We start from the raw sequence: 22107 nt of genomic DNA on the forward strand, positions 1-22107 counted from the left end.
CCAGCATTTTAGGATAACTCCGAAAAATAATCTATTCCGTTTCGCTTGTTTCTTCAGCACCTTCCCAGCCAGTGATCCGCACCTCCAGCTCCAGCCCGGTCATAAATCCGTTATCGTCAATGGTATGAGTCACCCGGTTAATCACCCAGTCGGCCGCATCGATCATCGGTTTAAAGCCACTGACATTCGCGTGCAGTTCGGGGTACAAATCTTCACGACCACGCGCCAGGGTGATACTGAACTCAGCCGCTCCGCGCTGAAGTTCAGCCCACTTCGCCGCCGCCGCACGTCGGGCAGCCCGCTCTGTCTTAAACGTTTTGCGCATGACAAATACGTTACCTTCTGCGCCTTCAACGTAATCCCCTTCTTTCTTGCTTGAAGCTGGCGTGGTGGTGACTGGTTTTGTTTTTTTCCGGCGCTTTACGGCCGTAGGCTTTTTCTTACCGAAGTTCAGATCAAGCCAGTAAGCCTGAACGCCTGTGTATGCATCGCGATCAGCAACCCGGAATGAATGCCCGTCCCCGCTTGCGCGGGTAATCATTACCGACGGCAGCACGCGGCCACTTTGTGAAACTCCCATACCCGGCACGATAAACAGTAACCGGCCATTTTTAATCGTGGCAACAGCGCCGATCATTTCAGCCATGCGCGTCAGGAAGCTGATATCGGATTCACTGGTCTGGTCAGCGTGGTCTATCTCCACATCCTTCAGTGACGCACTGACCGCCGGGATCAGATCATAGCGACCGGCAATAGCGGAAACCACCGCCCCCACGCTGATGTTATGCCAGCTGTATTCTCGCTTAACGTTGAAGTCCTCACGAAAATCCGCACTTCGGGCGGTGATCACCAGACGGTCAGGCGGCCCCTGGTGGGTAATTTCATCCACCGTATACACACCTTTATCAACCAGAGGCTTATTAGCCCAGCCGATAGCAACAGCGATTTCCGCCCCTCTCGGCGGCATGACAACCATCCCGTCAGTATCATCAATCGTCAGCTCCAGCCTGTCCGCTTCAAAGCCGCGGTTATCCGTCAGCGTCAGCGACATCAACCGATCATCCAGACTTGTCAGCACCTCGCCTTTTACCATCAGCTCAAATGCTGGCTGTGGTGATAAATCGTCATCAAATATGTTCAGCATAAATCCCCCTGCCTGCATCCTCGCCCGCGTGAGGACTTCAGTCAGCTGGCGCAGGTTGTCAGCCGCCAGCGACAATCGCCACAGCGTGAAAAGGTTGCCCCGCTTCACGATGATGTATTGCACGCATCAACCAGAGGCAACAAAGCATGAGTGAAAATTACCACCACGGCGTCCAGGTCAAAGAAACTACCGACCTCAGCACAATGATCCGCGATATTGATACCGCCGTTATCGGCGTGGTCTGTACCGCTGACGATGCTGACGCCGTTACCTTCCCGCTAAACACGCCAGTATTACTGACGCGTGTCCGGGATTATCTCGGTAAAGCCGGGAAAAGCGGCACGCTCTACACCACCCTGAAAGCCATCTCTGACCAGGCCAGCCCGAAAACGGTTGTGATCCGCGTTGCGGATGCATCAAAGGTTATTCCGTCTGAAGGTGAAACTGCCCCTACGCAGGATCAGCTGGTTATTGGCGGCGTCGGTGCAGATGGTCGTTATACCGGCATGTTTGCACTACTGACCGCAGAACCGCGCACCGGTGAGCACCCCCGCGTGCTTGCAGTACCGGGACTCGATACAAAAGTCGTGGCGCTCCAGCTGGCTGTTATCGCTGAAAAGCTGCGGGCTTTCGCTTATGTCGGCGCGAACGGTTGTAAAACCATCGCAGAGGCAAAAACGTACCGCGAAGACTTCAGCGAACGTGAAATCATGGTGATTTACCCTGACTTCATCGCCTATAACAGCCTGACAGCTGCGAATGAAACCATTCCAGCTGCGGCCTACGCTATCGGCCTACGCGCAAAAATCGATGCAGAACAGGGCTGGCATAAGGTCCTGTCGAACGTGCCAGTATCAAACGTCCTGGGTATCTCCGCAGACGTTTACTGGACGCTCCAGGGTGACGATACCGACGCTGACGATCTCAACAGCAAAGGCATCACCACGCTGATTAAGCGTGACGGTTTCCGCTTCTGGGGTTCACGTACCTGTGACGCCGAAACCTACTTCTTCGAAAGCTATACCCGCACCGCGCAAATTCTTGCGGATACCATCGCAGAGGCGCATTTCCCTTACGTGGATAAGCCGCTCACGCCGTCGCTGATTAAGGACATCGTAGATGGCATCAATCGCAAAGGTGCATCGCTGGTCACGGCCAATAGCCTGCTGGGCTTCCAGTGCTGGTTTGACTACGCCGGAGATAACACCCCCGAAGCCCTGCGCGATGGTAAAGCCACCATTCGCTATAAATACACGCCCGTGCCGCCGCTGGAACACCTGGAGTTAATTCAGGAATTCACGGATGAGTACATCGCAACGTTTGCCCAGGCCTGAGGAAAAAAATCATGGGATTACCAAGCAAACTTTTTTCCTGGAATACCTTCGTTAACGGCGACAGCTTCCTCGGCATTGCTGAAGAGATCACCACGCCAAAGCTGTCCCGCAAGACCGAAGATTACCAGGGTGCCGGAATGCCAATGGGCGTGTCCATTCATCTCGGATTTGAAGCCGGGGCCGCTGATATGGAAATCACACTCGGGGGTCTGGATGCACGTCTGCTAAAAACTTACGGCGCAACGATTGACGGCGTGCAGCTGCGCTTTGCCGGTTCATACCTTGACGATACAACCGGCCTGTCCATTCCCTGCGAAATTCAGACGCGGGGACGTGTGCAGGAAATGGACTGGGGCAGCGCGAAACAGGGTGATAACACCTCGCATAAATACACGCTGAAAAACACCTACGTCAAAATCACCATCAATAACGAAGAAGCCTTTGAGCTGGATGCGCTCAACATGGTCTGGAAAGTCGATGGCGTAGACAAGCTGGAAGAACATCGCAAAAACATCGGCCTGTAATCAGCCAGCAAACAACCCCGCCGGGGGCAATACCGCGCCCGGCACTTAAGAGATTTTTATCATGGCAAAATCTATTCCACTGTTCGCTCCTATTACTCGCGGCACAGGCACTATCAAAGAGGTCACGATCACTGACGCTATGAAGCAGACCGGCTCACTGCGAGGCCTGAAGTTGTATGACGTCATGACCAGCGATGTTGACTCACTGATCAAACTACTGCCACGTGTCACCAGCCCGGCACTGACTGAAGTGGAAATCTCCGCGCTTCACCCGTCTGATTTTGCGCAGTTCGCTGCGGGTATCGCTGATTTTTTGGCACCGCAATCGGAACTGAACGAGACAGCAACGCCAGAAGCGTAATCCGCTGTCCGACGGTTGATACTGACGAACTAATCGCAGATATCGCCGTAATTTTCCACTGGCAGCCGTCAACCTACGACACGATGCCAGTGGGAGAATTTCTTACCTGGCATAAGCGTGCGTTGGCCCGTAATGGACAGGAAGAATGACAGATCGCAATCTCAGCATCAGGGTAGCCTTCAGCGCTATCAACAACCTCTCCCGTCCAGTGAGCGCGGCGCAAAAAAGCGCCGCCTCTCTGGCGTCACAGATTAAAGCCACTCAGACCAGCCTGAAGGGGATGGAGCGCAACGCAGCCAGTTTTGACCGGCTGTCGAAAGCATCGGAAACCACTGCACGTCAGTTGGCTGAAGCCCGCAAGAAATCAGAAGAACTCCGCGCCTCATTCGGCCCGGCCAAACAGCGTACCGACGCACAGACAGCGGCACTCAAAAGCCAGTCTGACGCCGTGCGCCAGCTATCCCGCGCCCACAATGAAGAAAAAGCCAAACTTAGCAGCCTCCGTTCATCACTGATGCAACACGGTATTTTGCTAAAGGGAGGCAGCACAGCAACAGACCAGATCACGCGCCGAACGCAGGCTTACAACCGACAGTTATCCGAACAGCAGCGCAGGCTAGCTGCTGTTACGCGGGCGCAGCAGCAGTATCAGCACGCGAAGGAAACGCGAGAAAAACTCGAGGGTGGCGGGGTGCGCATGGTGGCAACCGGTGCAGCCATCGCCGCCCCGGCAGTTGCGCTTGTGACCAGTTATGCTGCCTTTGAAAATTCAATGAAGGGGGTCGCAAAGCAGGTTAACAGCCTTCGCGATGATAACGGCAATCGCACCGCCCAATTCTATGAGATGCAGAAGGCTATCAAGGACGCCAGCGAACGTCTCCCAATGGAGAATGGCGCAAATGATTATGCCGCCCTGGTGGAAGGCGGTGCACGTATGGGCGCGGCCAATGGTGACGATCCGTGGGAAAAGCAGAAAGCCGATTTACTGGCGTTTGCCAATACCGCCGCGATGGCATCCACCGCTTTTGAACTCCCGGCCAGCGAACTATCGGAAAGCCTGGGGAAAATTGCGGGCCTGTACAGCATACCCACCCAGGAAATTGAGAAGCTTGGTGACGTCCTGAACTACCTGGACGACAACGCAAAATCGAAAGGCTCGGACATTATCGATGTACTGCAACGCATCGGGGGCGATGCCGACAAGCTCGACTACCGCAAAGCCGCCGCGCTGGCATCCACCTTTCTGACGCTGGGCGCAGCGCCGGAAATTGCCGCCAGCTCAACACATGCGATGGTTCGCGAACTGTCTATCGCTACGCAGCAGAGCGATAACTTTATGCAGGGGCTGGACGCTATTGGCCTGAGCGCTGAGAAGATTCAAAAGCGTATGCCCGTTGATGCGATGGGCACGATCCTGACCGTGCTGGAACAGGTCAAGAAATTACCCGCGTCAGATCAGTCCTCCGTTCTAACGCAGATTTTCGGCAAGGAGTTTGGCGGCTCCGCGCAGAAACTAATGAACAACCTGCCAGAACTCTATCGTCAGCTGAAACTGGTTAACGGGGAAGCCGCCAAAGGCTCAATGAAACGTGAGTCAGATATCAACCTCGACTCAGTAGATGCGAAGTGGATGATCACTAAAGCCGCGATGCAAAACTCATTCAGCAGCCTGGGCGAAACCCTTCGTGGCCCGGCGATGGAAGTCATGGGCTATGCAACGAAGATGATCCAGCGCTTCCGTGCATGGGCTGAAGCAAATCCGGCCCTGGTTGCCACGCTGCTGAAAGTCGCCGTAGCCGTGGGCGTTGCCCTTGCCGTACTTGGTTCACTGGCGCTGGCCGTTGCCAGTATCCTGCTACCGATGGCCGCCGTGCGTCTCAGCCTGTCGATGCTGACCGGTGGCCGGGGCTTCGGCGGCCTGCTCCCTTCTGTGAGCGGCATGGCGTCAAAACTGAAGAACCTCGGCCCGCTACTCAGTAGCACCGGGCGAAGCGTCAAAGACTGGTTACCTATCTTTCGCTCCGCTGGCTCAGCGGCCAGTAACCTCGGCAACAGCATCCTTACCACTGGCCGTAATGGCATCGGGATGGTTTCCCGCATGGGAAGCGCAACCGGCTCAGCACTTACCACCCTGTTTACGTCACCGCGTACCGCCCTGGCAGCGCTCGGCAACGGCCTGCGATCATTAGCAACGGGTGGTTTTGGCACGCTACTCAGCGTAGGGCGCACCGTATTAACCGTGCTGGGCGGCGGCCTGTCCGTGTTGCTCAGCCCGATTGGCCTACTTGTTGCAGCGCTGGCCGGTGCGGCACTGATGATCTGGCGTTACTGGGAACCCATTAAATCTTTCTTCAGCGGATTCTGGTCAGGCCTTATCAGCGCTATCGCCCCCGTTAAACAGGCGTTTGCTCCGCTGGCGCCTATTTTCGACGGCATCGGCAACGCGATCAGTCGGGTGTGGAACTGGTTTAAGCAATTGTTTGAGCCTGTAAACGCCTCCGCTGAGACGCTACGTGAATGTACTGAAGCTGGCCGGGCATTCGGTGAAATCGTTGGAAAAGCAATCTCCGGCGTTTTCAGCGTTATTCTGAAAGTGGCTGAGGGCATCGGCTGGCTGCTGAAAAAACTGGGTGCGATTCCTGAAGCGGCTAACGCGGCGAAAGAAGTGGCCGGTACGATGGATGCCGTAGCACCTCAGGCGAAAAAACCCGTCGTTTACGTGTGGGACAGCAAACAGAAAAAAATGATCGCGCAGGAGTGGAAACCTTCAGCTCCGGCAATCAAGGCCGCTGGCGACAATGCACCTAAACCCGCAGCTCCAAAATCAACGGCTCCGCCGCCTGCGGTTGCCCCTATACCCGCTGCCGAATTAAGCGGCCGGAATTTGTCCAAAAAAGACAGAAAAGGCAAAAAAGAAAATGCCGGGTCGGCCCCGGGTGAAATGTTGCAGCCCGCTTCTGTTGAGAAGCTGGGTGAAATTGTCTTTAAAAAACACCCGCCGGTGATGCCGGTGATCGGCTCGTATGCAGAACCCCGGATAGCAGCTGCACACAGTCAGGCGCAGTCACTCACCAGCCGACTCGGCAACGCTGTTTCTGGTTTTGCCAGCAATGTGACGGGATGGCCAGCACGGTCAAACCTGCCCGGCGTTCCTGTTCCGGTAACTGCTGCAGCACGGTCAAATCCGACCGCGCCCGTAGCCACACCCGACATGTTTAATTTGACGATTAATTTCTACGGCTCTGAACGGCAGGACGCTAAAGAGATTGTCGCTACTGTGAAGGATGAATTTAGAAAACTGCTGCGGGAACAAGAATCCCGCAAACGCTCACAACTCAGAGACAGGGAGTAACACCCGATGATGATGGCATACGGCATGTTTATTTTTATGCTGGACACTATTCCTTACCAGTCGTTCCAGCAGGAAACCGCCTGGCGACATGTGAAGAATGACCGGATTGGAAAGTCTGCAAAATGGCAGTACATCGGCACTGGCGAAGACAACATTACTCTGACCGGCACGCTGTACCCGGAAGTGACCGGCGGCGATATGTCGCTGGAGGCACTGCGAACGATGGCTTACGGTGGCAAGCCCTGGCCGCTTATTGAAGGCACCGGTTTTATCTACGGCATGTTTGTTATTGCCGGGATTACGACAAACAAAACGGAATTTATGAGTGACGGGAAAGCACAGAAGATTGAGTTTACGCTCAGCCTGAAAAAGGTCAGCGAGGATATCAGGGAGAAGCTGGCGGGAATTACGCTCGACGATATTTTGTCATTAGTTTAAAAAATAAATATTAAAGCCATCGTCAAAAGATGGCTTTTCCCTTAAAGCGTTTGAATATGCTAAATAGCTGCGCCAGATATCACCTGACCTACTCCCCCAGCGCTGTAGTTAAAGACAAATGAGCTGCGATCTCGTCGTCGGTCGCAGCTCTCGCCCCATCAATCTGATCACCGGTATAGATAAATCCGTATGGGTGAATCCAGTAATCTAGAGTCTGAGTGTCGTTATTTTCCATTTTTTAATCTCACTGATAAATAATGTGAAACTCGAAAGCCCATTGTGCGAATGTCGCCGTGGTATTAATTCCGACAGCCACACCAGAGCCTTTTGGCATCAGCGCAATCCCCGCATTACCCACGTTAAACTGACACGTTGTCGCTGTTAAAAGCGCTCCCATTGCACCCGCTGCCGCCGATGTATCTCCGCCCGTAATCCTTGGGTAAAACCCCACACAATAATCACCAGGTGAATAGCCATTATTTGCAGCTACGCATCGTAACTTTATGTTTAGAGAGCATAAATCCGGGTTGATTGTTAGTCCGTGATTGATAATCAACGGTGTGTTTGTGGTCAGTGTACTTCCCGCCGACGACCAGTGTTTCAATTTAAACTGTGCATTCGCATCATCTTCTCTAATCACATCTCCTAAACCAAGGTTTTTCCGAAACTGAGCAACGTCGTTAATATCAGCGCCGTTTTTTGTGATTTCCATTTTCCCGGCCAGCGCATTCAGCACCGTCGTTGAGAAATGCGCATCACCACCAAGTGCGTCAGCAAGCTCTTTCAGCGTGTCCAGCGCCCCCGGCGCACCTGCGACCATTGCCGCAATTGCCGCCTGCACAAACGCGGTGTTCGCCAGCTGCTGCGAGTTATTTCCAGCCGCTGCCGTTGGTGCCGTCGGAGTGCCACTCAGTGCCGGGCTTGCCGTCGTTGCATAGTCAGCTGTCACGCTTTTTACAAACGCCGTTGTCGCTACCTGCGTGCTGTTGTCAGTCTTCGCAGCTGTCGGTGCCGTTGGCTTTCCTGTAAACACCGGGCTTGCCTTCTGAGCATCCACATAGACTTTGATAGCAGCAGCGGAATCATCAACAAATTTACGCGTAGCCAGCACAACAGATGGGTCAATTTTCAGCGTCACAGCATCGGTGCTGTTTACGATCAGGATCATACGCACGGTCTGCGTGCGGCCGCTGCCTTCCTGAAGCAATGGTTTATACGTCTCAGCGCAGTTCGCTACGGCAATCAGCACACCCTCTGCATCAAACAGGCCAATCTCACGAATCCACCAACCGCCCTCGTCCTCAGGGATCACCTGCTCAGCAATAATCTGACTGCTATTCGCAGCGTCGATACTGAGTGAGTTGAGTGGGGCGCGGCGCTTTTCTGCAATCAGTGCCGTCTGACTGGCGTTCGGGGATGGCAACACACCACCACCGTCACCGAGTGCCATATGTGTGATCTGTAATTTCGTTCCCAGCGCGGCGGCGTTTGCCAGCTTTCCCGCCCCCAGGGTTGTCAGAATTGCATAGTATTTTGTTGTCATGCGTTTACTCTCACGCTGTCAATAATGTGAACCGCGCTGGCGCCATAGGTGCCGCCGGTGACGGTAATAACTTCGCTGATGTAGGGATAAACGGTCAGCTCATCCCCGGAATAACAGGCCGCCGCAACCGGCACACTGCCGCTGGACTGCAAATTAATCGACATACCCACCAGATGACGGCTTACAGGTTTTGCATCACTGATTAGCCGCTCAAGCTCCTGATAGGTTTCTTCGCTGATACCCTGGTCCTGTACGCCGATATCCAGTCGAAACGTGCCGGGGGTTTCATCGTTCTTCCACCATTCAGTGATGCGCAGCAGAAAACCGAACGGCTCAACAACACGGCGGATTGCGGTTGTGGTTCCCTTGTGCTGATGGATGTAAAAAGCACCCTTCACCACCTTGCGCTTAACGCTTTCCGTCCAGCTTTCATCCCAGCGATCAACAGACCAGGACCATGCAAGATAGGGCAGCAGACGCACAGGGCAGGTATCAGGGTTAAGCAGATCCCGCAGCGGTACGCTGAGGTTTGCCATATCACTACAGGCAGCTGCGAGTCTGCGCTCAAGGTCGGTTGCAGACGGCGGCAACAGGCTATTCATCGGTCCCACCATTGGTCACCACCGCGCCGGTGCAGTAAGCCGCCTGCGTGCTGTCGAGCACCACATTAGAACCCGGTGATACCAGCTCTACACGCTGCACCCCTTCAACATGCAGCGCGGCATAAATGGCGGACAGGTTGATATCACGCCCGATGCGTGACTGACGCAACGCGTAGGCATTGAGGTTAGCGCGGGCTGCTGCGAGAACCGGCTCAGCTTCCGGGCCGGGCAACAGAAAAATCTTTGCCTCAATTGCATAGCTGATGATTTCTGCCGATTTGACGCTTACCCGATCAGCAACCGGGCGCACGCTCTCATCATTTAGCGCTGACGAGACAACGCCGATCAGATCCGCAGCTGCTGTGCCATCGCCTTCACGGCTGAGGACAGTCACCACCACTTCAGCCGGTGACGGGCTGATAGCACGCGCATCAGCAACACGCCCGTCAGCACTTTTGGCGTGATACTCATATGCGGCTGTCGGCCCGGCCACAGATAAGCCTTCGAATGCCGCTGGAATGCGGCTACGTAAATCCTCATCGCTCTCCATCACTGCGGCGACCGACGGAATTGCCGCGGTATCCGCAGCGTTCACCGTCAGTCGTTTAACGTTGTTATTTGCGGCCAGCTGGTCAAGGTCAGCACCGCGTGAATAGGCGACCATGAGCGCCTGCGCTGCTTCATTAACGCGCTGGCGTAAAAGCAGCTCACGATAAGCACTTTCCTGTAGATGTTTCAGCATCGGCTCAGACTCCAGCTCCAGCGTCTGCGCTATTGCGGCCTGTTCATCAGCCGGGTAAAGCGCGATCAGCGCCGCCTTACGTGCGGCAAGGATTACTTCAAAATCCAGGCTCTCAACGATTTCCGGCGCTGGCAGCTGCGAAAGGTCAATAACTCCACTCATAGCGTGATATCCGTTGTGATGGCACCCAGCGAATCGCTGCGCTGCGCTGTGATTGTCATAGTCCGCCTGCCATGCCCGGCACTCTCAAAAGTGACGTTTGTCGGCGTGATACGCGGCTCCCACTTCCACAGCGCGATAACAGCAGCAGAGATCAGCCTCAGCCGGGTCACGTCGTTATCAGGCTGGTCAATCAGAGAGAAGATTGCAGAGCCATAATCACGACGCATCAGACGGCTGCCGGACGGCGTAAGCAAGATGTCTGCAATCGACTGCTTAAGATGGTCATCACCCTCAACCGCTGCGCCGTTCGCACTGTTCATACCTTTCCATTCACTCACTGCGGGCCTCCGGTTTTACTGGGTCCCGATTGAACACCGCTGTGAACATGGGTATGAACCACAACGCCGTTAGACGACATATTCCCGCCCCCCTGGGTGACCGTTCCGTTTATCACCACATCAGCATTAATAATCAGTTGTGACAGGTTCAGGGTCATCGCTCCGCTGGCATCGACCAGCGCATTTTTAATACCGGTGACACTCCTCATCCCGCTGGCCGGGTCATAACTTACTTTTGCCCCGTCCGGGTAGCGTGTGACATGTGAGGTCTGGCTTGTATCCGGCGGTAGCGCATCAGCACCGTAAAGACTGAAGGCGATGAAGGCATTTTCGAGATCCCCCCCAGGGGACAGGATTACAACCTGTTCCCCCACCGCTGGCGCCCACCACGTCTGTGCATCACCGGCACGCTGTGCACCCCACCTTATCCAGTCAGTTGTATTCCCTCCGACCTGCACCCGCGCCACGTATTCCAAATAGTCCACCTGGATCACAATTCCGACACGGATCAGGTTTTGCAGCAGTCGTGCCGATTCAGCCTGTGTCATTGCCCTGCTCCTTCAATCACGCCCATGATCGCATCAGTGATACTGTCGACTTCAGCAGGGGTCAGCCCCAGCAACGGACGCGCCGGGTATTTCGCGCTGGCGCGGTGCGCCACTTTATCCGTCAGCCCGTACTGATGGACGGCGGCAATCCTGCCCGCCCGGCCCTGGAATCCCACAACCGCCGCATCCGGGTATGCCGTCGCCTTCAGGAAGCGGGAACCCCGCAGCCGTCTAAACATCGGGTCTTTCTTCTCTTTCACGTCCGTTTTGCGTGACAGGTCAATGCTGAGATAACGCTCAATATCAGCCCGGATGAAAGAGCGAATACCGCCCTTATCATCATCAAAGCCGGTGATCATGCGATCACCGTATCGCCCTTTGCTGCTGCGCCAGTTCCGCAACCGGCGCACCTGCCCGTTATGCAGAAAACTGATACCGCCCTGGGTGCGTAGCTTCTTTTTCTTGCGGGCCGGGTAAGCTGTGCCGTCCGGGCTTTTCTGCTGGCCGATGCGCTTTTGCTGGCTGCGGCGGATATCTGTTGCCACCCTGCGGGCCATGCTGCGGCGCGTGGTGGGTTTCGTGACGCCCAACACCTGCCCGATAATGGCGTCCAGTTCGTGAAACATCAGCTCACGGGTCATTACTCACCATCCCGCAGGGTCTGCGGCGTGCCGTGCTGATCAACGGCAAGCAGGGTTTTCCAGTCACCGATCATGTCATCGGTTCGCTTAGGCTCTGTGCGATGCACCGTTGCTAATTTCCCGTTTTCATCTCGGGTGACGATCACGTTTTCAGCGGCGTTGATAACAAAAAGAATATCGGCGGTGCCGTTATTCAGGATTTCCGCATCAAAGCTGATGCCGTTCTCACGGCGGGCCGGGTTAAACAACAGCTCAGACTGATACTCCAGCGCCCACTGCAACAACGGGATGGCGAGGTCATCCAGATCGCCAGGGTAGTCCATTGCCAGCACGTTCAGCTCATATTTGTAAGCGAACGATGGTGACGGAGTACCAGACGCCAGAATATTGCCCTTCGTGACATACACTTCCAGGCGATCAGGCTCCTGCTTAAAAAAGGGGTTGTGCGCAACGATGGCAGCACGAAGCAATTCACTTTTCAGCATGTTCAGCCTCCTCCCGCTGCCGCTCAATTTTCAGCGCAGCGGCCTTGTCTTTATTAGCGCTGTCGAGCGCATCGAGTAACGCGTCTGTCCACTCCAGTGCCTCGCCGTACAACATCCGGGAACCACTAAGGTGCGGATATGGCACTGGCGTTGCCTGAAGCAGCTCCCCCGGAATGGGCAGACACTGCGCGGGGACGTATACCGTCCGCACGATCGAGCAACCTGCGTTCAACAGCAGAAGGCAAAGGCTCAAAAGCACAGCGATCACCCTGTAAATCCGCCCGTAATGCCGCCCGGCGCAACTCCCCTTTTTGCCGATCGCGTTCTTTTTCATTTGCCCGTTCCGCCGTTATCACGCTAAAAATTTTCATCGTTAACTGGACGTTGCCGATCACCGCATTCGCACTGTCCAGCTGACCAGCGACCTGCTTTACTTCCGCCCTGGCCAACTGCGCTGACTGCCTGAAATACACACCGAAGAAGATGGCCAGCACGGTCAGAACTGCCGCCACGGCACAGAAGATCCGGGAAATAATCATCACTCCTCCGGTGTCAGACACATCAGCCGCTCAGCTTCACGACGTTTAACCAGCCCCGGTAGCTTTCGGCCTGCGGCATTCACGAAGTCAGTCAGCCGGTTGCACATCTCCGGCCAGCGCTTTTCCTGCGCATAGCGCCACAGGGTTGTGCGCTGCTTTACGCCCAGTCGGTCGGTAAACCACATCAGATTGAGGCAGCCCATGTTGAACGCCGCCGACGTCATCGCGTCAAACTGCCCCTGAGTCAGCAGACGACCGTTAAAATTCCGGTCAATGCAGCGCTCTGCACGCTTGATATCCTCAACCCACATCGCGGCGATTTCGTTATCGCTGTACACATGGCCGGCGCGGATGCCAGTTGTTGAACCAATCCCGGCGGTCAGCTTGTCAGCCGGGCAAACATAGGGATCGCGGCGGCAAGATTCGGCATCGCCGATAAGCTCCAGCCCCTGCGGGCTGGTCCGAACGACCCCGGCATACTCCACACCGACAAGCCCGATAATCACCGTGACAGCGCACATCAGCGCTTTCTTTCGAATACCCATCACGCACGCCCTCTTTTTTCCGTCCGGGCCATTTCCTGAAACGCCCCAACGACTTCATTCATGTTGTGACTGCCCGCCTTATCGGCCAGCCGGTTCATGATTGCCGTCCGCTTTTCCTCTTCCAGTTCAACGCGCTGCTTATGTCGCTTGTTCAGCCGGTATGTCAGTATTCCCAGCACGATGCCGATCAGCGTTGCCCATTGCGTTAGAGAGAAAAGCCCCAAGGTAGTCAGAAAGGCTGACGGCAGGTAAGCGAGAAACGAAACCACCCTGTCCATATTCAGTCCCATAGCTGCACCATCTCTGCCTGTGCCGCCGGAGCAATATCCGGCAACGTAATTTCCTGCCCTGCCGTCATAAACGGGCTTTTCTCACACAGACCGGGATTAGCGGCTAACACAGCCTCCGTCACCGCCCGCGTGCTGCCGTAGTGCCGCTGACACACAAGGTCGAGGGTGTCGCCCTGCAACGCTTTCACAATCATCAGACCAGCTCCGCCAGCCCGCGGCTGATGCCAAGAATGTCCCGGACCGCAAAGTTAGAATCCCGCCACAGCGTGTCTATCTGCGAAGTGAGCGCCGCCGCGTGTTTTTCCCCCTGCCCGGTGGTGTCAACATCGCGATAACCCTCAGTCAGCAGCGCTTTCGCTGCGCAGTACACAGCCCGGCGATAACGGAATACCAGCTCTTTCGTGTCATTAATTTCATCAGATGGCACGGCATCAAGTGACGCATAGCCTTCAGCCTGCTGCCCTATCCGCCACTCAGCCAGCTGACGGTTAATATTCAGTACAGACTCAGTGGTCGAATGCTTCAGCCGGTCAGTGGTAACCAGCCCGTTAAGACGCATATCACGACGAACATCCACCAGACGGATTTCAGGCCAGAAAGGGCCACTTGTTACGCTGGCTCCACCGTCATTGATATCCGGTGCATCCCCCTCAAGGGGGTTTATTGCTTTGCTGGCTACCAGACTCATTCTTTCACTCTCAAAAGGTCAGGCGGTGGACGGCGTGAAGAGATACAGCAATGCTGAAAACTTCCGCCGTGCCGCCTGGTGCGCGGGGGCACATTCTTTACTTAGCAGCCGCTGCCTTCTTTCCTGCGGCTGCCGTCTTATTCTTCGCTGCGGCTGGCTTTTTAACCCCCGCCGGGCGACCACGTTTTACCGCTGGCTTTACCTCCGGTTCCGGTGCCGTTTCGGTGCTCACTTCAGGAACCGCGATCACATCAATGACCGGCACAAGAGTATTCGCAGTCTGATCACCATCGATTACGGTCACCGCAGTCACTGCTGACGTTGGAATTTCAGTTTTCTGGCCTGAATCGCCATCGCTTCCCGCGCCAGCGGCCTCAATCAGCGCGGTCTTTTTCAGAAGGCGCTCCAGTTGCTCAATGTCACGCTTCACGCCAATGTCACTGAATTCACCGATGGCTTTTTGCAGATATTCCAGCGCTTCTGGCTGGGTTTCTGGGACGGTGCGCAGCGTGTACCCGATGGCTTTCCACAGTTTGGCGCGCACCTGCTCAGGGACGTCCTGGCCGGTTGTCAGACCGTCCAGCGCCTTCAGCAAATCAACGCTGACAGTGGCGACATTTGCCTGTGCTTTGAAAGCAGCAAGCACCGGATCGCAGATTTCATCAATCAGCGTCACCGCTGCGGTACGCTGGAACAGGTCAGGCATCGCCAGCTGATGGCGGATCACGTACTCCCCGATGCGTAGCGCTTCCGCGATATTCCCGGCATCGATATGCCAGAGCATCACACGCGTCAGCACTTCATCAGCCTGGCCGCTGTCAGCCGCCAACGTGCCATCAATCCAGCCCTGATAATCGGGCAACAGCTTTTGCTTTTCTTCTGCCTTAGTTTCCTTACGCTGGATGCCTTTGAGGCGATTCATATCGATGCGCAGGCGATGCAAAATCTGCTCATACGCCGTCATATCAGCGAACGTTGTCACTCCGTTGCCACGGTTTTGCGCCATGACATTTTGAAAATGTCTTTTTGCCGGTGTCAGCATGATTCCCCCTGTCAGCCGGGGCGATTGCCCCGGCATGGTCTGTGATTTATGCGCCTGCTGCTTCTGCGAAAGTTATCCCTTCAATCAGGCAGCCGAAACCATAATCTTCAACGACATAGGCATCGTTTGAAGATTCATAGGTGCTCACACGATTGTATTCAGGCTCATCTTTCAACATGCGGCGATGCTTATCTTCCATGTAGTACAAAGACAGGTTTTTAAAGGACGTCACCAGCATTGCGCCACCAGGGAAATACGGTGCGATGTAGGAACTGAGGCCGCCAATTTTATTGCTGGATAACAGCAACTGCCCCGCCAGCGTTTCGCTGTTAGGATTGGTCTGGCTCAGGCTGTTAAGTACCGCGTGCTCTCGGCCGCCGATAATGTCACGACCACAGATCACAACCAGGTCAGTGGAATCCTTATACCATTCGTCCAGCAGGTTATTTACCGCATCCTTAACCAGTGAGTCGGCATTCCCGTAATCACCTTTCGCAATGATTTTGTTATCTTCATCGCGGCTGGTCAGGGTGATGTTCTTCATCACTCGCTGAGGTGCATTTGTGCGGAATTGCTGAAGCCAGCCGATATTTACATCCTGCAAAAGAGGATTAACGGCCAGGTCAGATTTTTCAGCGTGATAAGTACCGTTAAAACCAATCATGATGCGATCAAGTGCGCGGCGAAGAATGATCTGATTAGATACACGCTGCTGGAAGTCTGGGAATTTCGACCACTGATCAAGCTGCTTATAGCTGATGTAGGTATCAAAATTCGTCTGCTCGCAGCGGTACTTATTGCTGTCCAGAGAATGTGCCGGACGCGGCTCACGGCGTACGGTGGTGCCGCTATTCGTGCTCGCAACAGGCCCAGAAATACCCAGCCCGATTTTCTCGTCCTCCTGCTCATCAACACCGTAAACGTTGATTTTTTTCAGGAATTCGCTCGACTGCTGAGTTTTGTTTTCCAGCGTCTGCGCAACTGATGGCGCAATGCTGAAATGGGTGCCAACGTGCGCCACCGGGATACTGTTAAGCTTTGCCTGTTGAGTGGTGTATTTATCCCACTCAATGCGGGTAGTCGTTTTCATGTCTTACTTTCCTTAAAACGGTTGTGGGTTTACTTCTCAGCAGTCAGCCAGCAGCGATGAATCGGAACCGTTGCCGCCCTGCGATGGGGGACGCTGGTTGTAGCTGTTGTCCTGCGATGCCAGCGTTGCTTTCAGCTCAACCAGTTCTTTCCGAAGGTCTTCCACCTCTTTTGGGATGGCGGATAATGCGACCTGGCCCTGATTTAACGCCTGCACCTTGTCCAGGGTATCCGCCTGCGACTTCGCGACCAGCTCAACCGCGTCACGGATCTCAGAAGCTTCTGCGGAAAATTGGCGCTGACCTTTCGAAAGCAGGGCTTTGATTGTGCTGAAAAACTTATTGCCGGTTTCCGCAGCTGGCACGTCAGCTTCAAATTCCATTTGCGCTTCCTGACCTTCAGCAAAGAAACAGGCCGGGTCGGTCTTACGTGACAGCAGCGGGCGCACCCATTCACCGGCACTGAATTTCAGAATTTCAGTCCCCAAGCTTGCCGGGCTGTCAGTGAGCGCGATACCCATCAGGTAGGCTTCGCCGGTGTCGGAAAATGAAGGATGAAACTCCGCGCTGGTATAAACCTTCTGGCGGGACTGGTTCAGAGCAATCAGTTCGGGGGTAGGGTCAATTTCCGCATACAGCGCCAGCTTGCCTTTGAGCGGTCCATCAGCGATTTCTTCTGCGGATACTGCGGTCACATCGCCATAGCAACGAAATGCGGAGTCCGGCATTACGCTTTTGAAGTGCTCCAGATTGACGCGGGCGCCGTACTTTTCAGGACTGTAATTTTTAGCTGCCTGCTCAATGTGCAGACGCTCCACATTGCGGCCGTCAGTGGTTGCGCCTTCTACGGCAATGCGCACTTTTTTTGTCTTTGCCATTCTCAACTCCGGGAAAGGGTTTTAACTGCTGTGGCCCCTATCTTCTTTCCCGCAGCCAAACCGCGCCACACATGGGGATTGTCAGCGTTCAGCGACAATCTCGGCTGATATTCCAGCCTTCGCGGGCGCGATAGCCTGTACCCATGAAAACAGTCACCGATCCCCGCGACGAGGCCAAAAGCCTTTACTGGCAGGCCTACAGCATCCCCCAAATCGCTCAGCGACTGGGGTTGAGTGCTAATACCATTTATTCCTGGCGTCGCCGTGACGCGTGGGACGCAACCACGCCGATACAACGGGCGCTTGAGCGTACCGACGTGCGTTATCTGCGACTGATGGCAAAAGAAGATCTGAGCGCCCACGATTTCAAAATACTGGACGTGCTTGGCCGTCAACTTGCGCGGCTGGCGCGTGACGAACGCAAAGAGAAGGATCAGGAGAAGAAAGAGAAGACACCCAAAAACCATTTCAGCGCGGAACAGATCTCAGAGCTTCGCGCCCTGGTGCTGGAGTCGCTTTTTGAGCATCAGAAGCGTTGGTACAAGCAGCGCAACCGGCGTAACCGCTTTATCCTGAAATCACGTCAGATTGGAGCCAGCTGGTACTTTGCACGTGAGGCGTTGCTGAGGGCGCTGGAGACGGGAACTAACCAGATATTTCTTTCAGCTTCACGCGCTCAGGCGTTCCAGTTCAAGAAATTCATTATCTTCCTGGCACGCAGTATCGGGATTGAACTGAAAGGAGGTGACGAAATTATCCTGTCGAACGGGGCAACGCTGTACTTCCTCGGCACGTCAGCAGCAACCGCGCAGTCCTATACCGGCGACCTCTATTTTGATGAGGCATTTTGGGTTGCCAACTTCCTCAACCTGCGAAAAGTCGCCGCCGGGATGGCGACCCATGTTGGCCTTCGCCGTACCTATTTTTCCACCCCGTCGAGCGAGGAACATGAAGCCTATGAATTCTGGACGGGGAACCTGTTCAACAAGGGGCGGGGCAAAAAAGAACGGGCAGAGCTGGATCTCAGTCACAAGGCACTGAAAGACGGCCAGCTATGCGCCGACAATATCTGGCGGCAGATTGTCACAGTTCAGGACGTTATCGATCAGGGCTTCCCGCTAATCGACCTGGAGGAAATCCAGAACGAGAACAGCCCGGACGAATTCGACAACCTCTATCGCTGCATCTTTGTGAAGCAGGGAGAGCGGGCATTCAATTACAACGAGCTGATTAACTGCGGCGTGGACGGTTACAGCGGTATTTGGCCCGACTGGAATCCCTATGCGCCCCGACCCCTTGGTAACCGTAAGGTCTGGATTGGCTACGATCCCAACGGCGGCAGCGGCAAGGGTGATAGCGGTGGCCTTGTCGTGCTGGCCCCGCCACTGATTCCCGGAGGTAAATTCCGCGTTGTGGAACGTCACCAGCTGCGCGGTATGGAATTTGAAGAACAGGCAGAGTTTATCAAACGGCTGACAACAATTTATGACGTACAGCACATCGATATCGACGGCACTGGCATTGGTGCAGCAGTTTACGAACTGGTGCTTAAATTCTTCCCTGCGGCGCAACTGCATCTTTACACACCTGCCGTTAAGCGCCAGTTGGTGCTGAAAGCGCAGATGGTTATCCGTGCCGGCCGCTTTGAGTATGACGCCGGAATGATGGATATCGTCAGCAGCTTCATGACGGTCAGAAAACTTATTACTCCGAAGGGCGGCACCATCACCTATGCATCTGACCGCAAACGCGGCAGCAACCACGGTGACCTTGCCTGGGCGACTATGCACGCATTACAAAATGAACCGCTGGGCAATGATGCCGGCAGCGGCAATGACAGTTTCGTTGAGGAATTCTAAGAATGAGTCGCAGCCGTAAAAAAAACACAACGTTCAGCAGCGTAACCCCTACTGAAGCCCTGCCAGCTGGCGACTTAATTCAGCAGCCGATTGATGAAATCCAGTCATTCAGCTTCGGTGAACCGACGTCGATCATGGATCAGCGTGACCTACAGGACTGCATGGAATGCGCAAAAAATGGACGCTGGTACGAACCCCCGATCAGCACCTATGGACTGGCCCGGATGGTGGAAGGCGCGGTTCATCACCAGTCCCCGCTGATTTTCAAACGCAACGTGATTATGTCCTGCTTCAAACCGCACCCGCTGCTATCCCGGCAGGATGCCAGCGCCTTCATCATGGACTATCTCGTATTTGGCAATGCGTATCTGGAGCTGAGGAAAAACCGACTGGGCCAGCCGCTGAAGCTGAAGCACAGCCTCGCGAAATATACACGCCGTGGCGAAAACCTCGATCAGTACTGGTTTGTCACCTACTACGAAGAGGATTACGCCTTTCCGCCGGGTAGCGTTTACCACCTGCGCAGCCCCAGCATTCACCAAGAGATTTACGGAACCCCTGAATATATGTCGGCAATGCAATCCATCCTGTTGAACGGTGAAGCCACGTTATTCCGCCGCAACTATTACATCAACGGCAGTCACGCCGGGGTTATCGTGTACCTCACCGATCCCGTAGCCAACAGCGCTGACGTCGAGAAACTGAAGAAATCGCTGAAGGATGCCAGGGGCGGCGGCGCGTTTAAAAACCTATTCGTTTACGCGGCGGGCGGAAAGAAAGACGGCTTGCAAATCCTGCCATTCAGCCAGATCGCAGCGAAGGATGAATTCACCGGCATCAAAGACGCGACCCGCGATGACATGCTGGCAATCCACCGCGTCCCGCCACAGCTTATGGGTGTCATGCCTAACAATACGGGCGGCCTCGGTGATATTGAGAAAGCAGCGAAGGTGTTCGCTATTAACGAACTCTATCCAGTGATGGAAGTGCTGAAAGATCTGAATGATTGGCTGGGTGTGGATGTGTTCGACTTCAAACCCTACGCGCTGGCAGAGACCAGCAAATAAATCACGGCCAGCCATCTGGCACGGTCACATTCACCCGCTTCACTCCTCTCGAATCTAAGCCCCTCAGCGCCACGCTGCGGGGCTTTGCCGTTTCTCACACAATGACACGGCCTCACCCCTGAAAAACACGATACGGCCCGATTTTCGGGCAATTCTCGCATTCTGAATAATACCCCCTCCATACCCCCTTTGCGCGCGACTGCTCCCCCGCCTCGCCCGCACACAAAAAGGGTGCCTTTTTTTGCACTTTTTCAGCCTGGCTAATCCCGCGCCAGTGCTGGTGCTAGCTGGCAATTGGAACCATAAAAAAACTGTGCAAAACGGTGCGATTTTATGCACCATTTATTCTTCTGAAGAAACTGTAGTTTTTGGATGAAGGCCAGCAGGGTTGAGCCTCAAAAAATCCGGCGCATTGGATTCATTACCATAACTAAATTGCCAATCATCAATAAAGTCGCGTCGTTCTGCGATTGACTGGCTTAAAAGGGTGCTTATGGGGATTTTATCTTCGTAGTTTTCAGCGATTTCCTTAATGCCGTTCAGCATAGAAATAGACGCGATCATTTCATTCTTTAATATCTCGAATTTCGCAATATTTTCATCATGATGCTTATAAAGCTCAATTGCGTCTTCACGAATCCTTACTATGTTAGTTTCCACTTCAACCGCCAACTGTTGAATTCTCTTTTGCTCAAGTTCTTCAGCCGCCTCAGCAATTGAGGCAGCCCATTGGCTTTTTGCATCAGAAACTGCGATTGCCTTGTCGGCCTCCGCCTTATCGGCAGCCTTGTAAGTTTCCAGCAACAGACTCAGTTTGATAGCCCACCTATGAGCAAAAGCCAAAATGACATGAAAGAATGGCGTTAGTAATGCAGCGGCAATACCAGCACCAAGAGGGGCGGCAAGCCCAACAAGCCAATTAAAATATTGTTCTATAACGGTAATTCTCACTTCAACAGGATACTTACTCATAAAAAGAAGAGCTATCCACTTCCAGTTAAACAGAACTAAAGACACTGAAACATAACCGTAAAGCGGCCCACTCATACGATCAATAATCCCCTGCCAAGCACCCTTCATAAGTAACACTCCCTGCCTCAAATAATTTCTCAGAGATATAGCAGTAAAACCCATAGTTTTTAAGACAATTCTCACCACAAACAACCTAATGACAATAAATTTACTTTTTAAACATGCAGTTACTGATAATTGATTTATATGAAAAGATGAAATACTGTATATAAACACAGTTAAATATGGGCGAATTATGGCAAGAACTTACGAAATAAAATCAGCATTTTTGAACAGCATCAAAAGAGACGCCACCAAGGGCCAGGTAGTCAACACGTCAGATTTCGTGAAGGAACTGGAAAAAGTTAACCACCACTTCACGCGGCGCGAAGCCAACGAATGGATAGATTATTACCAGCCATCATGGAGGGAGTACGCAGAAGAAGGTTATGAATTAAAGAGGTTTTTCTTGATGAACATGGGATATACCCGATGAGAAGACGCCAGCACAGCCGCTGGCGCTAATTCGTCAACTTTGCAGACGCGGAAGGTGATCGCGATGGAACCAGCCATTATCGCAGCCCGTCAGCTTACCCATATCAGCCAAACGCCCCTCAACCCTGATTAGCACAGTTTCCGGTGCATCAGAGCTATCCGCAGCTGATACGATTTTCACTGTGATCACATCCCTTACAACACCCTGATATGTGCAGCTGATACGCAAGCTGTCACCACCGACAGGCTTTGAATATCCGCTATAGCTGAGGTACATCTCTTTGATCAGCCCCATCTTAATGCGGCCAAAAGTATCAGGGGGATAATTGGTATCGTAAACTTTCATCGGGTCCGCTCCAGGCGGGTTGAACTCGATTTCTGTATATCTGCG

At 54.0% G+C, this 22107-nt stretch carries 28 protein-coding genes; 9 read left to right on the forward strand and 19 right to left on the reverse strand.

Annotated features, from left to right (window positions below):
• Positions 1-31: 31 nt before the first annotated feature.
• Entirely contained in the window at positions 32-1144 is a 1113-nt protein-coding gene (locus tag LJN55_RS22540; RefSeq protein WP_227536428.1) for a phage late control D family protein, read from the reverse strand.
• Positions 1145-1290: 146 nt separating this feature from the next.
• Here LJN55_RS22540 and LJN55_RS22545 point away from each other — a divergent pair, with 146 nt between their 5' ends.
• The 6 genes from LJN55_RS22545 to LJN55_RS22570 all read left to right on the forward strand — a co-directional run bounded on the left by LJN55_RS22545 (position 1291) and on the right by LJN55_RS22570 (position 7153).
• Positions 1291-2478, forward strand: a complete 1188-nt coding sequence (locus LJN55_RS22545; protein ID WP_227535342.1) for a phage tail sheath subtilisin-like domain-containing protein — start codon at positions 1291-1293, stop codon at positions 2476-2478.
• 11 nt (positions 2479-2489) lie between these two features.
• Entirely contained in the window at positions 2490-3002 is a 513-nt protein-coding gene (locus LJN55_RS22550; RefSeq protein WP_167864827.1) for a phage major tail tube protein, read from the forward strand.
• A gap of 61 nt (positions 3003-3063) precedes the next feature.
• The gene (locus tag LJN55_RS22555; protein WP_227535343.1) at positions 3064-3363 is read left to right on the forward strand and encodes a phage tail assembly protein; all 300 of its coding nucleotides are present in this window, start codon (positions 3064-3066) and stop codon (positions 3361-3363) included.
• An 83-nt stretch (positions 3364-3446) separates the two neighbouring features.
• The gene (locus LJN55_RS24000) at positions 3447-3512 is read left to right on the forward strand and encodes a hypothetical protein (RefSeq protein ID WP_320443530.1); all 66 of its coding nucleotides are present in this window, start codon (positions 3447-3449) and stop codon (positions 3510-3512) included.
• Positions 3509-6715: a phage tail tape measure protein gene (locus LJN55_RS22565; RefSeq protein ID WP_227535345.1), complete on the forward strand. Its 3207-nt coding sequence runs from the start codon at positions 3509-3511 to the stop codon at positions 6713-6715. Before LJN55_RS24000 ends, LJN55_RS22565 begins: the two co-directional genes overlap by 4 nt.
• Before the next feature lie 6 nt (positions 6716-6721).
• On the forward strand, positions 6722-7153 hold the full coding sequence (locus LJN55_RS22570; RefSeq protein ID WP_133846387.1) for a phage tail protein: 432 nt from the start codon (positions 6722-6724) through the stop codon (positions 7151-7153).
• Between the two features lie 244 nt (positions 7154-7397).
• Here LJN55_RS22570 and LJN55_RS22575 read toward each other — a convergent pair whose 3' ends face one another.
• The 16 genes from LJN55_RS22575 to LJN55_RS22650 all read right to left on the reverse strand — a co-directional run bounded on the left by LJN55_RS22575 (position 7398) and on the right by LJN55_RS22650 (position 17284).
• The gene (locus tag LJN55_RS22575) at positions 7398-8696 is read right to left on the reverse strand and encodes a phage tail protein (RefSeq protein WP_227535347.1); all 1299 of its coding nucleotides are present in this window, start codon (positions 8694-8696) and stop codon (positions 7398-7400) included.
• Positions 8693-9298 carry a phage tail protein I gene (locus LJN55_RS22580; RefSeq protein ID WP_227535349.1) on the reverse strand — a complete coding sequence of 202 codons (606 nt, stop codon included), beginning with the start codon at positions 9296-9298 and terminating at the stop codon, positions 8693-8695. The genes LJN55_RS22575 and LJN55_RS22580 overlap by 4 nt, the downstream gene beginning before the upstream one ends.
• Positions 9291-10202, reverse strand: a complete 912-nt coding sequence (locus tag LJN55_RS22585) for a baseplate assembly protein (protein ID WP_227535351.1) — start codon at positions 10200-10202, stop codon at positions 9291-9293. The genes LJN55_RS22580 and LJN55_RS22585 overlap by 8 nt, the downstream gene beginning before the upstream one ends.
• A complete protein-coding gene (locus tag LJN55_RS22590; RefSeq protein WP_227535353.1) occupies positions 10199-10540 on the reverse strand; it encodes a GPW/gp25 family protein in 342 nt (113 codons plus the stop codon). The genes LJN55_RS22585 and LJN55_RS22590 overlap by 4 nt, the downstream gene beginning before the upstream one ends.
• Positions 10537-11088, reverse strand: a complete 552-nt coding sequence (locus LJN55_RS22595) for a phage baseplate assembly protein V (protein ID WP_133846391.1) — start codon at positions 11086-11088, stop codon at positions 10537-10539. Before LJN55_RS22595 ends, LJN55_RS22590 begins: the two co-directional genes overlap by 4 nt.
• A complete protein-coding gene (locus tag LJN55_RS22600) occupies positions 11085-11729 on the reverse strand; it encodes a phage virion morphogenesis protein (protein ID WP_227535355.1) in 645 nt (214 codons plus the stop codon). Before LJN55_RS22600 ends, LJN55_RS22595 begins: the two co-directional genes overlap by 4 nt.
• Positions 11729-12214, reverse strand: a complete 486-nt coding sequence (locus LJN55_RS22605; protein WP_227535357.1) for a phage tail protein — start codon at positions 12212-12214, stop codon at positions 11729-11731. The genes LJN55_RS22600 and LJN55_RS22605 overlap by 1 nt, the downstream gene beginning before the upstream one ends.
• A complete protein-coding gene (locus tag LJN55_RS22610) occupies positions 12201-12425 on the reverse strand; it encodes a hypothetical protein (RefSeq protein WP_421505323.1) in 225 nt (74 codons plus the stop codon). Before LJN55_RS22610 ends, LJN55_RS22605 begins: the two co-directional genes overlap by 14 nt.
• Entirely contained in the window at positions 12340-12753 is a 414-nt protein-coding gene (locus tag LJN55_RS22615; protein WP_171149594.1) for a hypothetical protein, read from the reverse strand. The genes LJN55_RS22610 and LJN55_RS22615 overlap by 86 nt, the downstream gene beginning before the upstream one ends.
• A complete protein-coding gene (locus tag LJN55_RS22620) occupies positions 12753-13298 on the reverse strand; it encodes a lysozyme (protein ID WP_171149630.1) in 546 nt (181 codons plus the stop codon). Before LJN55_RS22620 ends, LJN55_RS22615 begins: the two co-directional genes overlap by 1 nt.
• A complete protein-coding gene (locus LJN55_RS22625) occupies positions 13298-13588 on the reverse strand; it encodes an HP1 family phage holin (RefSeq protein WP_133846394.1) in 291 nt (96 codons plus the stop codon). Before LJN55_RS22625 ends, LJN55_RS22620 begins: the two co-directional genes overlap by 1 nt.
• Positions 13579-13782 carry a tail protein X gene (locus LJN55_RS22630; RefSeq protein WP_133846395.1) on the reverse strand — a complete coding sequence of 68 codons (204 nt, stop codon included), beginning with the start codon at positions 13780-13782 and terminating at the stop codon, positions 13579-13581. The genes LJN55_RS22625 and LJN55_RS22630 overlap by 10 nt, the downstream gene beginning before the upstream one ends.
• A complete protein-coding gene (locus LJN55_RS22635; protein WP_171149595.1) occupies positions 13782-14276 on the reverse strand; it encodes a head completion/stabilization protein in 495 nt (164 codons plus the stop codon). Before LJN55_RS22635 ends, LJN55_RS22630 begins: the two co-directional genes overlap by 1 nt.
• 97 nt (positions 14277-14373) lie before the next feature.
• Positions 14374-15258, reverse strand: a complete 885-nt coding sequence (gene gpM / locus LJN55_RS22640) for a phage terminase small subunit (protein WP_227535358.1) — start codon at positions 15256-15258, stop codon at positions 14374-14376.
• 106 nt (positions 15259-15364) lie between these two features.
• The gene (locus tag LJN55_RS22645) at positions 15365-16408 is read right to left on the reverse strand and encodes a phage major capsid protein, P2 family (RefSeq protein WP_227535359.1); all 1044 of its coding nucleotides are present in this window, start codon (positions 16406-16408) and stop codon (positions 15365-15367) included.
• A 36-nt stretch (positions 16409-16444) separates the two neighbouring features.
• Complete coding sequence (locus LJN55_RS22650; protein ID WP_227535361.1) at positions 16445-17284, reverse strand: GPO family capsid scaffolding protein; 840 nt, start codon at positions 17282-17284, stop codon at positions 16445-16447.
• A gap of 143 nt (positions 17285-17427) precedes the next feature.
• Here LJN55_RS22650 and LJN55_RS22655 point away from each other — a divergent pair, with 143 nt between their 5' ends.
• Both LJN55_RS22655 and LJN55_RS22660 read left to right on the forward strand, forming a co-directional pair.
• The gene (locus tag LJN55_RS22655) at positions 17428-19143 is read left to right on the forward strand and encodes a terminase large subunit domain-containing protein (RefSeq protein WP_227535363.1); all 1716 of its coding nucleotides are present in this window, start codon (positions 17428-17430) and stop codon (positions 19141-19143) included.
• Positions 19144-19145: 2 nt separating this feature from the next.
• Positions 19146-20210 (forward strand): phage portal protein, encoded by a 1065-nt coding sequence (locus LJN55_RS22660; RefSeq protein WP_227535365.1) that lies wholly within the window; start codon positions 19146-19148, stop codon positions 20208-20210.
• A gap of 342 nt (positions 20211-20552) precedes the next feature.
• On the opposite strand, the gene LJN55_RS22665 is transcribed toward LJN55_RS22660, so the two are convergent.
• Entirely contained in the window at positions 20553-21290 is a 738-nt protein-coding gene (locus LJN55_RS22665; protein WP_227535366.1) for a hypothetical protein, read from the reverse strand.
• Positions 21291-21477: 187 nt separating this feature from the next.
• On the opposite strand from LJN55_RS22665, the gene LJN55_RS22670 reads away from it, so the two are divergent.
• Complete coding sequence (locus LJN55_RS22670) at positions 21478-21717, forward strand: DNA polymerase V (RefSeq protein WP_227535367.1); 240 nt, start codon at positions 21478-21480, stop codon at positions 21715-21717.
• A 33-nt stretch (positions 21718-21750) separates the two neighbouring features.
• Here the strand turns inward: LJN55_RS22670 and LJN55_RS22675 are convergent, their stop codons facing one another.
• On the reverse strand, positions 21751-22062 hold the full coding sequence (locus LJN55_RS22675; protein ID WP_227535368.1) for a hypothetical protein: 312 nt from the start codon (positions 22060-22062) through the stop codon (positions 21751-21753).
• Positions 22063-22107 lie beyond the last annotated feature (45 nt).

This window comes from Erwinia rhapontici, assembly GCF_020683125.1.
In the GTDB taxonomy this organism is placed as follows: Bacteria; Pseudomonadota; Gammaproteobacteria; order Enterobacterales; family Enterobacteriaceae; genus Erwinia; species Erwinia rhapontici.